Annotated in this window: 11 protein-coding genes; 2 read left to right on the plus strand and 9 right to left on the minus strand. The window is 72.1% G+C overall.

Translation table 11 applies throughout. From position 1 onward, the window contains the following. Together OHT77_RS03740 and OHT77_RS03745 are read left to right on the plus strand one after the other, a co-directional pair. Window positions 1-2,982, plus strand: coding sequence for a glycoside hydrolase family 2 TIM barrel-domain containing protein (locus tag OHT77_RS03740; protein ID WP_328826515.1), 2,982 nt, complete (start codon window positions 1-3; stop codon window positions 2,980-2,982). Between the two features lie 115 nt (window positions 2,983-3,097). Next, on the plus strand, window positions 3,098-4,825 hold the full coding sequence (locus tag OHT77_RS03745) for an MOSC and FAD-binding oxidoreductase domain-containing protein (protein ID WP_328826517.1): 1,728 nt from the start codon (window positions 3,098-3,100) through the stop codon (window positions 4,823-4,825). A gap of 40 nt (window positions 4,826-4,865) precedes the next feature. On the opposite strand, the gene OHT77_RS03750 is transcribed toward OHT77_RS03745, so the two are convergent. The 9 genes from OHT77_RS03750 to OHT77_RS03790 all read right to left on the minus strand — a co-directional run bounded on the left by OHT77_RS03750 (window position 4,866) and on the right by OHT77_RS03790 (window position 14,015). After that, window positions 4,866-5,876 (minus strand): sugar kinase, encoded by a 1,011-nt coding sequence (locus tag OHT77_RS03750; RefSeq protein ID WP_328826518.1) that lies wholly within the window; start codon window positions 5,874-5,876, stop codon window positions 4,866-4,868. Beyond that, window positions 5,873-6,520: a bifunctional 4-hydroxy-2-oxoglutarate aldolase/2-dehydro-3-deoxy-phosphogluconate aldolase gene (locus tag OHT77_RS03755; protein WP_328826519.1), complete on the minus strand. Its 648-nt coding sequence runs from the start codon at window positions 6,518-6,520 to the stop codon at window positions 5,873-5,875. Before OHT77_RS03755 ends, OHT77_RS03750 begins: the two co-directional genes overlap by 4 nt. A 45-nt stretch (window positions 6,521-6,565) precedes the next feature. After that, on the minus strand, window positions 6,566-7,384 hold the full coding sequence (locus OHT77_RS03760) for a hypothetical protein (protein WP_328826520.1): 819 nt from the start codon (window positions 7,382-7,384) through the stop codon (window positions 6,566-6,568). Further along, the gene (gene dgoD / locus OHT77_RS03765) at window positions 7,381-8,526 is read right to left on the minus strand and encodes a galactonate dehydratase (RefSeq protein WP_328826521.1); all 1,146 of its coding nucleotides are present in this window, start codon (window positions 8,524-8,526) and stop codon (window positions 7,381-7,383) included. The genes OHT77_RS03760 and dgoD overlap by 4 nt, the downstream gene beginning before the upstream one ends. Continuing rightward, a complete protein-coding gene (locus OHT77_RS03770) occupies window positions 8,523-9,296 on the minus strand; it encodes a FadR/GntR family transcriptional regulator (RefSeq protein ID WP_266778433.1) in 774 nt (257 codons plus the stop codon). Before OHT77_RS03770 ends, dgoD begins: the two co-directional genes overlap by 4 nt. Window positions 9,297-9,330: 34 nt before the next feature. Beyond that, window positions 9,331-10,104, minus strand: a complete 774-nt coding sequence (locus tag OHT77_RS03775; protein WP_328826522.1) for an SDR family NAD(P)-dependent oxidoreductase — start codon at window positions 10,102-10,104, stop codon at window positions 9,331-9,333. 67 nt (window positions 10,105-10,171) lie between these two features. Beyond that, on the minus strand, window positions 10,172-12,235 hold the full coding sequence (locus OHT77_RS03780) for an alpha-galactosidase (RefSeq protein ID WP_328826523.1): 2,064 nt from the start codon (window positions 12,233-12,235) through the stop codon (window positions 10,172-10,174). Beyond that, a complete protein-coding gene (locus OHT77_RS03785; protein ID WP_328826525.1) occupies window positions 12,232-13,080 on the minus strand; it encodes a carbohydrate ABC transporter permease in 849 nt (282 codons plus the stop codon). Before OHT77_RS03785 ends, OHT77_RS03780 begins: the two co-directional genes overlap by 4 nt. Next, window positions 13,080-14,015, minus strand: coding sequence for a carbohydrate ABC transporter permease (locus OHT77_RS03790; RefSeq protein WP_266778425.1), 936 nt, complete (start codon window positions 14,013-14,015; stop codon window positions 13,080-13,082). The genes OHT77_RS03785 and OHT77_RS03790 overlap by 1 nt, the downstream gene beginning before the upstream one ends.

Raw genomic sequence — 14,015 nt, forward strand, 5'->3', positions numbered from 1 at the left:
TTGCTTCCCGAGTTCTCCCCCCATGTCTCCGACCTCGCACCCGGGCGCGGCGCACTCCGACCGGCGCGCTCGTGGCTGCACTCCGACGCGAAGTCGCTTTCCCTGAACGGGTCCTGGCACTTCCGTCTGTCCCCCACGGCATCGGCGGCGGAGGACTTCGCGGCCGAGGGCTTCGACGACCAGGGCTGGGACACCATCCCCGTCCCCGCCCACTGGGTGCTCGAGGGCGACGGCGCCTACGGCCGCCCGATCTACACGAACATCCAGTTCCCGTTCCCGATCGACCCGCCGTACGTCCCGGACGAGAACCCGACCGGTGACTACCGCCGCACCTTCGACGTCCCCGCCGACTGGTCGGACGCCGAGCGGGTCCTGCTGCGCTTCGACGGTGTCGAGTCGCTGTTCCGCGTCTGGGTCAACGGGGTCGGGATCGGCGGCGCGAGCGGCAGCCGCCTCGCCCACGAATTCGATGTGACCGACGCCGTACGCCCTGGTGAGAACGTCGTCGCCGTGCGCGTGCACCAGTGGTCCGCGGCCAGTTACGTCGAGGACCAGGACCAGTGGTGGCTGCCGGGCATCTTCCGCGATGTCACCCTGACCGCCCGCCCGGCCGGCGGCATCGAGGACGTCTGGCTGCGGACCGGTTTCGACGCCGGGCGCGGCCGGGTCGAGGCCGAAGTCACCGCCGCCGCGACGGCGTTCCCGGTCACCCTGCGCATTCCGGAACTCGGTGTCGAGCAGGTCTGGGCGACGCCGGACGACGTGGCAGCCGTCGACATCGACGCCGTGGAGCCCTGGTCGGCCGAGGTGCCGCGCCTGTACGACGCCACGGTGTCGTCGGCCACGGAGACCGTCTCGCTGCGGGTGGGTTTCCGCACGGTCGAGATCCGCGGGGACCAGTTCCTGGTCAACGGGCGCCGGGTCGTCTTCCACGGCGTGAACCGGCACGAGACGCACCCGGAGCGCGGCCGTGTCTTCGACGAGGCGCACGCCCGCGAGGACCTGGCGCTGATGAAGCGGTTCAACGTGAACGCGATCCGCACCAGCCACTACCCGCCGCACCCCCGGCTGCTCGACCTCGCCGACGAGCTCGGGTTCTGGGTGATCCTCGAGTGCGACCTGGAGACCCATGGCTTCGGCAAGGTCGACTGGGTCGGCAACCCCAGTGACGACCCGGCCTGGCGCGAGGCGTACCTCGACCGCATCGAGCGCACGGTGGAGCGGGACAAGAACCACCCCAGCATCGTGATCTGGTCGCTGGGCAACGAGGCGGACACCGGCAGCAACCTCGCCGCCATGTCGGCCTGGGTGCACGCCCGCGACGCCGAACGCCCCGTGCACTACGAGGGCGACTACACCGGCGAGTACACCGACATCTACTCGCGCATGTACGCGTCCGTGCTGGAGACCGAACAGATCGGCACCGACGGCTCCCGTGCCCCGCTGCTCAACTGCACGCCCGCACAGGGCGCCCGGCAGCGCACCAAGCCGTTCCTGCTCTGCGAGTACGCCCACGCGATGGGCAACGGACCGGGCGCGTTCGACCAGTACGAGGCGCTGGTGCGCCAACACCCGCGCCTGCACGGCGGGTTCGTCTGGGAGTGGCGCGACCACGGCATCCTCGCCACCACGCCGGACGGGACGCCGTACTACGCGTACGGCGGTGACTTCGGCGAGGTCGTCCACGACGGCAACTTCGTGATGGACGGCATGGTGTTGAGCGACGACATGCCGACGCCGAGCCTCCACGAGTTCAAGGCGGTCGTGGCGCCGGTGCACTTCTCCTTCGATGGCGACAAGGTCGCGGTCACCAACCTCCGGCACACCGCCGACACGTCCGACCTGTGCTTCCGCTGGCGGGTCGAGCACGACGGAGTGGCCGTGGAGTCAGGGGAGTTGGAGGTCCCGTCCGTCGCCGCCGGGGACTCGGGCCGGGTGTCGCTGCCGGCGGTCCAGGTGTCGCCCGACGCCGAGACCTGGCTGACGATCGACGCGGTGCTGGCGACCGGCACCGCGTGGGCCGCGGAGGGTCATGTCGTCGCAACTGCCCAGCTGGACCGCTCCGTTCGGCGTCCCGTGCCCACGGCCCGAGGCCGGTTCGACTGGCGGCGCGGCGACGGCACCCTCGCCCTCGGCATCGCCGAGTTCGTCGGCGGGTCGCTCGTCAGCCTCGGCGAACGTGCCGTAGCCGGACCGAGGTTGGAGCTGTTCCGGGCGCCGACCGACAACGACAAGGGCGCGTGGGGCGAGGTCGGCGAGAGCGACGCGAGCGTCTTCGGGGTGTCCAACGCCGAGCTGTGGTTCCGCGACGGACTCGACCGGCTGACCTCGCGCCGGGTCTCCGTGGAGCAGGGCGCGGACGCGCTGCGCACGGTCGACAAGGTGTCGGCCGCCGACTCGGGTCTGTCGGTGCTGGTGGAGTCCGTCTGGTCGCTGGAGGCCGACGGCGAGGTGGAGCTGCGGGTGGAGATCCAGCCCTCGCACGGCTGGAAGACGGTGTGGCCGCGGATCGGGGTGCGTTTCGACCTGCCCGACGGCACTGCTCCGGTCGACGGCGCCGAGTGGTTCGGCCTCGGCCCGCTGGAGTCCTACCCGGACAGTGTCCGCGCTGCCCGCACCGGCCGTTTCACCGCCGCCATCGGCGATCTCTCGGTCGACTACGCGCGCCCCCAGGAGACCGGACACCGCTCCGCACTCCGCCGGCTCGCCCTGACCAGCGGAAACGTCACGGTCCTGCGGGTCGAGGCGCTCCCCGACACACACGGACGCCGTCCCGGCTTCACGCTCAGCCGCCACACCCCGCAGGAGATCGCCAAGGCCGGACACCCGCACGAGCTGCCGGTCTCGCGGACGAGCCGGCTCTTCGTCGACGCCGCCCAGCACGGTCTCGGCTCGCGGGCCTGCGGTCCGGATGTGTGGCCCGAGTTCGCGCTGCGCCCGGAGTCCCGCACGATCAGGCTCCGGATCACGGCACCGGAGTAGGCCGACGGGTCGGGGGTGCGGTCTCGCACGGCGACGGCCGCACCCTCAGTATGGAAGGAGACGACTGCCCCGGCCGCGACCGCATCCGGCCGACCCCGTGGGAAGGAGCGCTCCGATGCCCACCCTGCTGTCGGTGAATGTCGGCATGCCGAAGGACGTTCCGTGGCAGGGCAAGACCGTCTATACGGGCGTATGGAAATTTCCGGTGGTCGGCCCGGCGATGGTCCGCCGCCTCAACATCGACGGCGACGGCCAGGGCGACACCGCAGGTCACGGCGGCGAGCAGCGGGCCGTCCTCGTCTACCAGATCCAGTCGTACCGCCACTGGCAGCGGCACTTCGGGCGCGACGACCTCGGTTACGGCCAGTTCGGCGAGAACCTCACCGTGGACGGGCTGCTCGACGACGAGGTGTGCATCGGCGACCGGTACCGCATCGGCGAGGCCGAGTTCGAGGTCACCCAGCCCCGCGTCACCTGCTACCGCGTCGGCATGCGCTTCGGCGAGCCCGAGCTGGCCGCGCTGCTGGTGAGCCATCACCGGCCCGGGTTCTACATGCGGGTCGTGCGCGAGGGGCAGGTGCAGGCGGGCGACCGCATCGTACGGACCAGGACAGGCCCGGGCGCGCTGAGCGTCGCCGACACCGACGCGCTGCTCTATCTCCCGGGCCGCGACCCCGCCAAGCTGCGCCTCGCGCTGGACGTGCCCGCGCTGAGCCCCGGCTGGCAGGGTTCGTTCCGTGAGCTGCTCGCCGAGGCCGACGGTACGACGACCACCGCCCGCCCGGCCTGGGCCGGTTTCCGCGCGCTGCGGGTGACGGACGTGGTCCCCGAGAGCACGACGGTCACCTCGATCCGGCTGACCGCCCCGGACGGCTCCCCGCTCCCGACCGCCCGCGCGGGCCAGTACCTGACCCTGCGCCTTCCCGCTACGACCGGCCCCGCCCCCGTGCGCAGCTACTCGCTGTCCGCCGCGCCCGACGCCGGCAGCTACCGCATCAGCGTCAAACACGAACCCCACGGCACCGCGAGCGGCTACCTCACCACGCGGCTACGACCGGGCGCCGAGCTCGAAGTCGCCGCGCCCCGTGGGGAGTTCGTGTACGCCGAGGACAGCGGCCCGGTGCTCCTCGTCTCCGCCGGCATCGGCCTCACGCCGGTGCTGTCGATGCTGCACGAACTGGCCGCGCAGGGCAGCAAGCGCGAGGTCTGGTGGATCCACGGCGCCCGCGGCCCCAAGGAACACCCTCTCGCCGCCGAGGCACACGACCTGCTCACCGCACTGCCGGACGCGCACGAGCACGTCTACTACAGCGCGGCCACCCCCGAGGAACTCCAGCACGCCCACGCCACCCCGGGACGCCTGACGAAAGACAGGCTCATCGCGCTGTCCGTCCCCTCCGACGCGACCGCCTACATCTGCGGCCCCGCCCCCTTCATGACCGACATGCGCCAGGCCCTCACCGAGGCCGGCGTCGACCCCGACCGCATCCACACCGAACTGTTCGGAACACTGGGCGCCATCAACCCCGGCCTCACCGACCGGCCCACCCGGGCACCGCACCAGCCCCCGGGCCCGCCCGGAACCGGCCCCCTGGTGACCTTCGCCCGCAGCGGCATCGCCGTCCCCTTCGACACCGACACCCACGGCACCGTGCTCGAACTCGCCGACGCCTGCGACGTACCCACCCGCTGGAGCTGCCGCACCGGCGTCTGCCACACCTGCGTCACGCCCCTTCTGTCCGGCACGATCACCTACTCCCCCGACCCGCTGGAGCCACCGGCCGACGGCGAGATCCTGATCTGCTGCGCACGACCCGACACGGACGTCGTCCTGGACATGTAGGGGGACGCGCGCACGCCCGTAGAAACGATGACGCACCGGGTCACCCGCAGAGACTGCTCCCGGCCGCCCACTCGTCCGTCGACAGCGCGAGGAGCCGCTCGATCCGGGAACCGTCCGGCAACGGACCATGATCGGCCGTGACCTTGAGAGCCGACGCCGCCGTGATGTGCCCGAGCCGCAGCGCGCGCTCCAAGCCCTCACCGCGCAACAGCCCGCTCAGCGCCCCGGCCGCGAACGCGTCGCCCGCGCCGACGGGTTCCACCACATCCGTGTCCAGCGCGGGCACGATCCGTACCCCTTCGTCGCTGAAGGCGATGGCGGCATGACCACCGTCCTTCACGATGAGCAGGCGCGGTCCCGGCAACAACGCCCGCACGTCCGCCGGTTGGAGGTCCGCGCCCCACAACTCCTGCGCCTCGTCGAGTCCCACGAAGGTGATGTCGGCGAGATCCGCGAGCTCACGCAGTACGGTGGCGGCCGTACCGGGCGGCCACAGCGCGGGGCGGTGGTTGACGTCGAAGCTGATGGCGTACGGCCGTTCGCCGGCCGGGACGGTCAGCGCGGTGGTCACCAGGTTCCGGCAGGACGCGGACAGCGCCGGGGTCACACCGGTGAGGTGGAGGACGGCGGCCGACTTCAGCCTGTCGTCGGCGAGGATGTCGGGGCCCATCGCCGAGGCCGCCGAGTCGCCCCGGTAGTAGTGGACCCTGGTCCCCGAACCGGTCGGCTCCTTCACGAGCAGTCCGGTGGGCCGCCCCGGATCAGCCCTGACACCCCTCACATCGACGCCGGCAGCCCCGACCCCGGCGAGCACGCGCCGCCCGAACGGGTCGTCGCCGACCGCCGACAGCCACGCGGCGGGAACCCCGAGGTCCGCCAGATACATGGCCACGTTCGACTCGGCCCCGGCCACCGACACCCGCAGATCGTCGGCGTACTCCAGCGACGAGGACGGGTCGGGGGCGAGGGCCGCCATGGTCTCGCCGATGCAGACAACACCGCCCTTCGCAGGCCGCCATCCGCTCTCCGCGGACTGCCCCCCGCTCGTCACGAAACCTCCCGCACGGCCGAGGCTTCGCCAACGACGTTCAGCAGAGCGCGAGTTCGTTCCCGCAACGCGGTCAGGCTGCCGCCGTCGGCCGCGTCGCCGACCAGGGGCGAGCCGACGCCGACGGCGGTCGCCCCGGCGTTCAGGTACTCCCGCGCGGCGACCGCGTCGACACCGCCCACCGGCACGAACACCTCGTGTGGGAACGGGCCGCGCAACGCCTTCAGATAGGCGGGGCCACCGGCCTCGGCGGCCGGGAAGATCTTCAGCGCGGCGACACCGTAGGGGCGGGCGGCGAGGATCTCGGTGGGGGTGAACACCCCGGCCAGTACGGGCAGTTCGAGCCGGTGGGCCTCGTGGATGCCGTCGCCGAGTGCGGGGGTGACGGCGAAGTTCGCGCCGGCCCGGTGCGCGGCGCGGGCGTCCTCGGCGGTCAGGACCGTACCGGCGCCGAGCGGCCGGTCGGGGCCGAGTTCCTTGCGGGCCCGCTCGATGACGGACAGAGCGTCGGTGCCGGTCAGGGAGACCTCGATCAGTTCGACGCCCTCCTCGGCGAGGGTCAGCACGGTGCGCACGGCGGCCTCGGGGTCGGTGCCGCGGATGATCGCGACCAGGCGGTGGGTGGCCAGCGCCGCTCGAAGATCCATGCCTCGACGATCCATGGGACGAATTCCCTTTCTGTGCAAGCCGGTTCAGGCACAACGGCAGTTCGTGGTCAGCGTCAGCCGCCACCGCGCTTCACCCGACGCGGGTACCCGGGCGGCGTCGTCGGGCCCCGCCTCGGCGAGGTCGAAGACGCGGCCGAGCATGGGTTCAACACCCGTGCTGCGGTAGGGGTGTTGGGTCGGGAAGCCGCCCAAGTTGCGCCACAGGGCGATGGACATGGACTGTCCGTCGGCTTCGAGGGCGAAGGAGAGCCGGTCCTCCCGGTCGTGCACGCAGCACCGGGAGGCGTCCACAACTGCTCCTACGGCCGTCCCGTCGCCCGGTCCGAACCGGTCCAGGCGCAGCCCGCCCGGCGCGGGCCAGTCGCCCTCCACCCATGCGGCGCCCTCCGGCCACACCCGGTCCAGCAGCGGCGCCGCCTCGGGGAACAGCCGGGCCCGCGCTCCGTCCCGGATGTGCACAGACGCGCGGTCGGAGAGGTCGAGCAAAGCATGGGCGGCCCATACGAAGCGGAAGCCCGGGTCGGCCGTCAGGACGTAGTCGGCCTCGGCGCCTTCCGTCGTACGCCGCACCGTGCGCGCCAAGGCGAACCGGTCGCAGTGAACGACGTCCGCCTCCCCCTCTCGCGTCCAGGACCGGGCCCAGGCGTCCCCGTGGTCGGGAGCACCCCGGACCGTGGGGACACATTCCTCCAGTCCGCCCGCGTCCACGAAAGCATCGCCGGGGGAAACGTTGTCGCGCTCCGGGGTCTCGCGCCGCCACAGCCACTCGCGCCCCGCCGACCGCAGCGAGGTCCAACGCCCGCCGTGGGCAAGGTCGGTGACGATGTGGAGGGGCACGGTCACCACTCCGCGAAGGAGCCGTCGGGGTGCCGCCACACGGGGTTGCGCCAGGCGTGGCCGGTGCGGTCGGCGGCGCGGACGGCGGCCTCGTCGACGGTGATGCCGAGGCCGGGGGCGTCGCCGCGCAGGGCGTGGCCGTCGACGAATCTGAAGGGCGCCGGGTCGACGAGGTAGGAGAGGAGGTCGGCGTCCTTGTTGTAGTGGATGCCCCGACTCTGCTCCTGGATCAGGAAGTTGGGGGTGGCGAACGCGACCTGGAGACTCGCCGCCAGGGCGATCGGGCCGAGGGGGCAGTGCGGGGCGAGCTGGGCGCCGTAGGCCTCCGCGAGGGAGGCGATGCGGTGGACCTCCGAGATGCCGCCCGCGTGGGAGAGGTCGGGTTGGGCGACGGCGATGCCGGCGGTGAGTGCGGGGAGGAACTCGGCGCGGCCGTAGAGGCGTTCGCCGGTGGCGAGCGGTACCGGGCTCGACGCGACGAGGCCCGCCAGCTGGTGGCTGTGCTCGGGCAGGACGGGTTCCTCGACGAACAGCGGGTGCAGCGGGGCGAGTTCGGCGAGGACGCGGCGGGCACCGGCCGCCGTGAAGCGGCCGTGGAAGTCGACGGCGACATCGCGGCCGGGGCCGAGTGCCTCGCGGGCGGCGGCCACGCGGGCGACGATCGCGGCGGTCTCGGCGGGGGTGGGGATCGGTGAGGTGGCTCCGGCGGCGTTCATCTTCACGGCGGTGAAGCCGGCCTCGACCTGGGCGGCTATCTGCTCGCTGAGCTGGGCGGGTTCGTCGCCGCCGACCCAGGCGTAGACCCGGACGCGGTCGCGCACGGGACCGCCCAACAGGGCGTGCACGGGGGCGCCGTAGGTCTTCCCCGCGATGTCCCACAGCGCCTGATCGAGGCCGGCGACGGCGCTGGAGAGGACCGGGCCGCCCCGGTAGAAGCCGCCCTTGGACATGACCTGCCAGTGGTCCTCGATGCGCAACGGGTCCTGGCCGACGAGGAGTTCGGCGAGGACGTCGACGGCGGCGCGGACGACCTCGGCGCGTCCCTCGACGACCGGTTCGCCCCAGCCGACCACGCCCTCGTCGGTCTCGACGCGGCAGAACAGCCAGCGGGGCGGGACGAGGAAGGTCTCGACACGGGTGATCTTCACTGAGAGCGGGAACCTTCCGTCTCTTCGGAGCCCAGCGGGGAGTCCGCCGGGGCGTCCTCTTCGGAGTCGCCGAGACGGTCCAGGTCGCGGCCCGCCTGGTCGAGCAGGGCGCGCATCGCGGCCTCGGCGGCCTGCGGGTCCCGGTCGCGTACGGCGTCCAGGACGGCACGGTGGGCGGGGACCGGGTCCTCGCTGTGCGGGGCGCTGTGCACGATGCGGTCGCGGTGCGCGAGGCCGGACTCGATCACCATCTCCATGCGTTCGAGGAGTTCGTTGTGGGTGGCGGTGAGCAGCGCGCGGTGGAAGGCGAGGTCGGCCTCGACGGCGTGGGCCGCGTCGGTGCCCTGCTCCCCCATCGCGTCGAGGGCGCCGTCCAGAGCGGCCAGGTCGGCGTCGGTGCGGCGCTCGGCGGCGAGGCGTACGGCGGCGGGTTCGATGATCGCGCGGACCTCGGCGAGGTTGTGCAGCAGCGCCCGGTCGGACTCCGACGTGGAGGCGCCCTCGAACTGCCAGCGCAGGACGTCGGCGTCGAGGAGATTCCACTCGGCGCGGGGGCGCACGAAGGTGCCGCGGCGCTGCCGGGCGTCGACCATCCCCTTGGCGGCGAGCACCTTGAGCGATTCGCGCAACGCGGTCAGGCTCACGTCCAACTCGCTCTGCAGGCCCACCAGATCGAGCGTGGCGCCTTCAGCGATCTCGCCGCCCAGGATGCGGCGGGCGAGGAGTTCCACGGTCTGGCCGTGCACGCCGCGACGGGCATAGGGCGTCATGTCGTAGAGCCTTTCTGCTGGTTGGGGAGCGTGGTCATGCGGAGGCCTTGACGACGCTCCAGCCGCCGTCCACCACGAGACTCGTCCCCGTGATGAAGGAAGCTTCGTCGGCGCTGAGGAAGGCGATGGCCGCAGCGACTTCCTCGGGTGTGCCGAAGCGGCGTACGGCCGTCTCGGCGATGCTGCGTTCGCGTTCCTCGGGCGGCACCCGGTCCCAGGCGCCGGTCAGTACCGGCCCGGGCAGGACGGCGTTCACGCGCACAACGGGCCCGTACTCCACGGCGAGTTGACTGCACAGGGAGAGCAGGGCGCCCTTGGCTGCGGCGTAGGCGGGGTGCCCGGGGATGCCCTTGTGGGCGTGCACGGACGAGGTCAGCACGACCGCGCCGCGTCGCTCCTCCAGGTCGGGCAGGACCGCCCGGAAGCCGAGGAAGCTGCCGGTCAGGTTGACGTCGATCTGCCGCCGCCAGGACGGCAGGGTCATCTCGTGGGCGGGTGTGACGTCGACGGTGAAGGCGTTGCTGACGAGGACGTCGACGGGCCCGAAGGTGTGGGCTGCGGTGACGATCCGCGCCCAGTCCTCCTCGGCCGCGACATCGGCGGCCACGAAACATGCCCGTCCGCCGTCCTTCCGGATCCGCTCGGCCACCGCCTCGCCGCGCTCCTCGGCGATGTCGGCGAGCACGACGGCGGCTCCCTCCTCGGCGAGGCGTACGGCCGTGGCGGCTCCGATGCCGGAGGCCGCGCCGGTGACCACGGCCGTGCGTCCGGTGAAACGGGCGCCGTGCCGTCGTACGGACTGGTCCATCGGGGTTCGACTCCTTCGCGTCCTGCGCGTTTCTCGCGAGAAAGGGCTTGCCGGAAACATACGGGGCTCACTCACGCATGAGCACGATCAGGTCGGCGTCGCGCGCGGCGGTCCAGGCGAACGGCAGCCCGTGGTGCAGCAGATGCGCTCCGCTGTACGTCGTCCCCGTCGCCGTGTCCCGGTAGCGCGCCGCCGGTTCGAGTCCCCGCAGCCGCAGCCGGTCGGCGCGTCCCGGCACCAGCGGGGCGCCGTCGAGACGCCCGGTGCTGAGCGCGGCGACGACGGTCCGGTCCCCGGCGTCGTACTGCACCCCGCAGCTCGGCGCGTCCGGCGACCCGAGGAGCCGGGCCTCACCGTGGTGGATCACGTCCCGTACCTCCTTGTACCGGGCGATCCACCGGGCGCCCTCGGCCCGCTGCTCCGCCGTCCAGGCGCGCAGGTCGGCACCGATGCCGAGTACCCCGCACATGGCGTTGACGAAGCGGAAGGCGAGGCTGCGCGGGCGCGGGTCGAAGACGCCGGGGGCGTCGGTGACCCAGGAGCTCATGACGTGCGGGGCGTGGGCGTGCAGGAAGCCGTACTGGATCGAAAGCCGGTCCAGGGGTGCGGTGTTGTCGCTGGGCCAGACCACGTCGGTGCGGGCGATCGTCGCGTGCTCGATGCGTCCGCCGCCGCCCGCGCAGCCCTCGACGGTGACGTCCGGGTGGGCGGCGCGGAGGTGGTCGAGGACGCGCAGATAGCCGGCGACGTGCTCGGCGTCGAGGTCCACGCGGTCCGCGCCGGGGCGGCCTCGCTCGGTGGGCGGGCGGTTCATGTCCCACTTGAGGTAGCTGATGTCGTAGGTGCCGAGCAGCCGGTCGAGCGTGCCGATGACGAAGTCCTGGACGTCGGTCCGGCCGAGGTCGAGGAGGAGTTGGTTGCGGACCAGCCGGCCGGGGCGGCCCTCGATCCGGTAGACCCACTCGGGGTGCTCGGCGTGCAGGCGGCTCCCCGGGCTGACGGCCTCGGGCTCTATCCACAGGCCGAAGTCCAGCCCCAACGCCCCTACGTCCGCGATGAATTGGTCGAAGCCCAGCGGGAAGGCCGCCGGGTCCGGCCACCAGTCGCCGAGTCCTCCGGTGTCGTCGGCGCGCCCGGTGAACCAGCCGTCGTCCACGACGAACAGCTCGGCCCCGATGTCGGCGGCCGTCTTCGCCAGCTCCAGCTGTCCGGCCGCGTCGACGTCGAAGCCGGTGGCCTCCCAGGAGTTGTAGAGGACCTTGCGCGGGCGGTGCAGGCGTTCGCCGGTGAGGTGCCGCTCGTAGCGGTGCCAGACGCGGGAGAGTCCGTCGAGTCCGTCCGGGCTGAAGGCGCAGGCCAGTTGGGGGGTGGCGAGGGTCTCGCCGGGGGCGAGGCGCACCGCTCCCTCGTGCGGGACCCGGCCCGCCCGCACCCGTACGGCGCCTCCGGGTTCGGCCTCGGCGGTGATGTGCCAGTTGCCGGGCCAGGCGAGCGCGATGCCGTACGCCGACTGCGCGTCGCTGTCCCGCACGGCGAGCCAGGGTGCGTACGCGTGCCCCGGTACACCTTGCCGGCTGCCGATGGTGAACGTGCCTCTGGGCAGGTCGAGTTGGGTGCGCTGGAACTCCTGCGACCACTGGCCCGTGAGGTAGGTCAGGCGGGCGACTCCGGTCACGGGGATGTTCACGGCGGCCGAGTCGAGTCGCTCCAGGCGGAGTTCGCGGGTGGCGGTGAACTCCGTCCAGCGGAGGATCACGTCCGTGCCCGGGACCGTCTCGTAGTGGAGGGTGGTACGGAGGCCCAACTGCTCGTCCTGGAAGGTTAGTTGCAGCGCGCCCTCGTCCGCTTCCGCGCCCGCGAACTCCCACCACGTGCCCCGGTCGTCGCCGTCCGGCCGCGAGGCCACCAGCTCGGAGCCGGTGAACGGCCGTAGTCCGTAGGGCAGATACTCGGCCGGGGCCGCGTCGGCGGGCGTGATGAAGTGGGTGCGTCGCGACCAGTCCAGGGCGGAGGGGCCGTCCTCGACCCCGAGCGGGCCCCAGGCGTCGAGTTCGGCCCAGGGGCCGTCCAGGGAGAGGCGCACGGTGTAGCTGGTGTTCTCCGTGCGCAAGGTCCAGCGCTCGTGGGTCACTTGACCGCTCCGAGGTTGAGTCCGGCGACGAAGTGCCGCTGGAAGCGCAGGAAGACGGCGACCGTGGGGGCGGCGGCGATGACGGAGCCGGCCGCGATGACGTTCCACATCGACACGTACTGTCCCTGAAGTCCGATGAGGGCGGCGGTGATCGGCATCTTGGTGTCGCTGCGCAGCACGGTGATCGCCCAGAGCAGGTCGTTGAAGATCCAGGTGAACGACAGGGCGCTGAGCGCGGCCATGGCGGGGCGGGTCAGCGGGAGGATGATCCGCCAGAAGATCTGCCAGGGTCCCGCGCCGTCGACGACCGCCGCTTGTTGGATCTCGGACGGGATCGACCGCATGAAGCCGTGCAGGACGAAGACGTAGAAGCCGACGCCGAACCCGATCTGCACGCCGATGAGCGCGGGCAGGGTGTCGTAGATGCCCATGACTTCGCTGAGCTTGGACACCGGGATCAGGAGGATCTGCGGTGGGAGGAGGTTGCCGCCGAGCATGAGGAGCAACAGGGAGCGACGGAAGGGGAGTTCATAGCGGCTGAGGCCGAAGGCGGCCATGGCGGCGAGGGCCAGCGTGATCAGGACACAGGGAATCGTGACGACCAGGCTGTTGATGAGGGCGCGCTGCTGGCCGCCGTCGACCCAGGCCTGGCGGAAGTTGCCGAGGGTGAAGGAGTGCGGCCAACTGCCCAGGCCGTGGGCGGCGATGTCGTCGAAGGAACGCAGGCTGGTCACCAGGACGAGCACGATGGGCAGCAGCCACAGGACGGCCAGCGCCCCGGCGCCCAGGTGGAATCCGGCGGTCGCGGCCCTCTTGCGGCGCAGGGCCGTGGAGTTGGCGGACATCAGTCGGCCTCCCGGAACGCGCGGACGAGGTAGGAGCAGATCACGCCGAAGGCCAGCACGAAGATGACGACGGCGAGTGCGGAGCCGTAGCCGAGTCGCAGGGACTGGAAGGCGGTGGAGTACATGTAGGTGCTCAGCAGCTCTGACGAGTGGTAGGGGCCGCCGCGGGTCAGGGACCAGACGACGTCGAAGGAGCGCAGCGAGTCGATCACGATGACCGACAGAACCACCGCGTTGACGCTGCGCAGTTGGGGCAGGGTGATGTGCCGCAGGCGTTGCAGGGCGCTCGCGCCGTCGACCTTGGCGGCTTCGTACAGGGCGGGGTCGATGCCCTTGAGGCCGGCCAGGTAGAGGACCATCACGTAGCCGATCTGGCGCCAGAGCGCGGGCACGATCACCGCGTACAGGGCGGTGTCCTGGTCGGCGAGCCAGGCGTGCCGGAGGCTGCCGAGGCCCACGGACTGCAGGAGCTGGTTGAGGACGCCGTCCGGTTGGTAGATCGCCTGCCAGACGAGGGCGGTGGCGACCAGGGAGAAGACGACCGGCAGGAACAGGGCCGCGCGGTAGAACCCGACGCCCCGGCGCTCCTGTTGGAGCAGCAGCGCGGCGGCGAGGCCGAGCAGGGCGGACAGGCCGCCGAAGAGGACGAGCCAGAGGACCGTGTGGATCGTCGCGCTGCGGAAGACGTCGTCGTGGGCCATCTCCCGGAAGTTGCCCAGGCCGATGAACTGCGGCGGGGAGACGCCGTCCCATTTGGTCAGGGCCAGGTAGAAGCCCTGCACGGCGGGCCAGAACACCCACACCGCCTCGACGAGCAGCGGGACGAGGACGAACGCGAGCACCAGCGGGGGTGTCCGCCGGGGGCCCCGAACCCGCCTGCCCTTGGCGGGAGTCGGGGCCGGGGACGTCCGGTCGGGCGCGGTCAGGACGGCCAT

The organism is Streptomyces sp. NBC_00252 (assembly GCF_036187565.1).
Taxonomy (GTDB): Bacteria; Actinomycetota; Actinomycetes; order Streptomycetales; family Streptomycetaceae; genus Streptomyces.

What these genes read in the sequence shown, in the direction of transcription:
- OHT77_RS03755 (WP_328826519.1), bottom strand. Translation starts at nt 6,520, where the DNA reads ATGGATCTTCGAGCGGCGCTGGCCACCCACCGCCTGGTCGCGATCATC.
- OHT77_RS03785 (WP_328826525.1), bottom strand. Translation starts at nt 13,080, where the DNA reads ATGTCCGCCAACTCCACGGCCCTGCGCCGCAAGAGGGCCGCGACCGCC.
- OHT77_RS03790 (WP_266778425.1), bottom strand. Translation starts at nt 14,015, where the DNA reads ATGGCCGTCCTGACCGCGCCCGACCGGACGTCCCCGGCCCCGACTCCC.
- OHT77_RS03770 (WP_266778433.1), bottom strand. Translation starts at nt 9,296, where the DNA reads ATGACGCCCTATGCCCGTCGCGGCGTGCACGGCCAGACCGTGGAACTC.
- OHT77_RS03745 (WP_328826517.1), top strand. Translation starts at nt 3,098, where the DNA reads ATGCCCACCCTGCTGTCGGTGAATGTCGGCATGCCGAAGGACGTTCCG.
- OHT77_RS03775 (WP_328826522.1), bottom strand. Translation starts at nt 10,104, where the DNA reads ATGGACCAGTCCGTACGACGGCACGGCGCCCGTTTCACCGGACGCACG.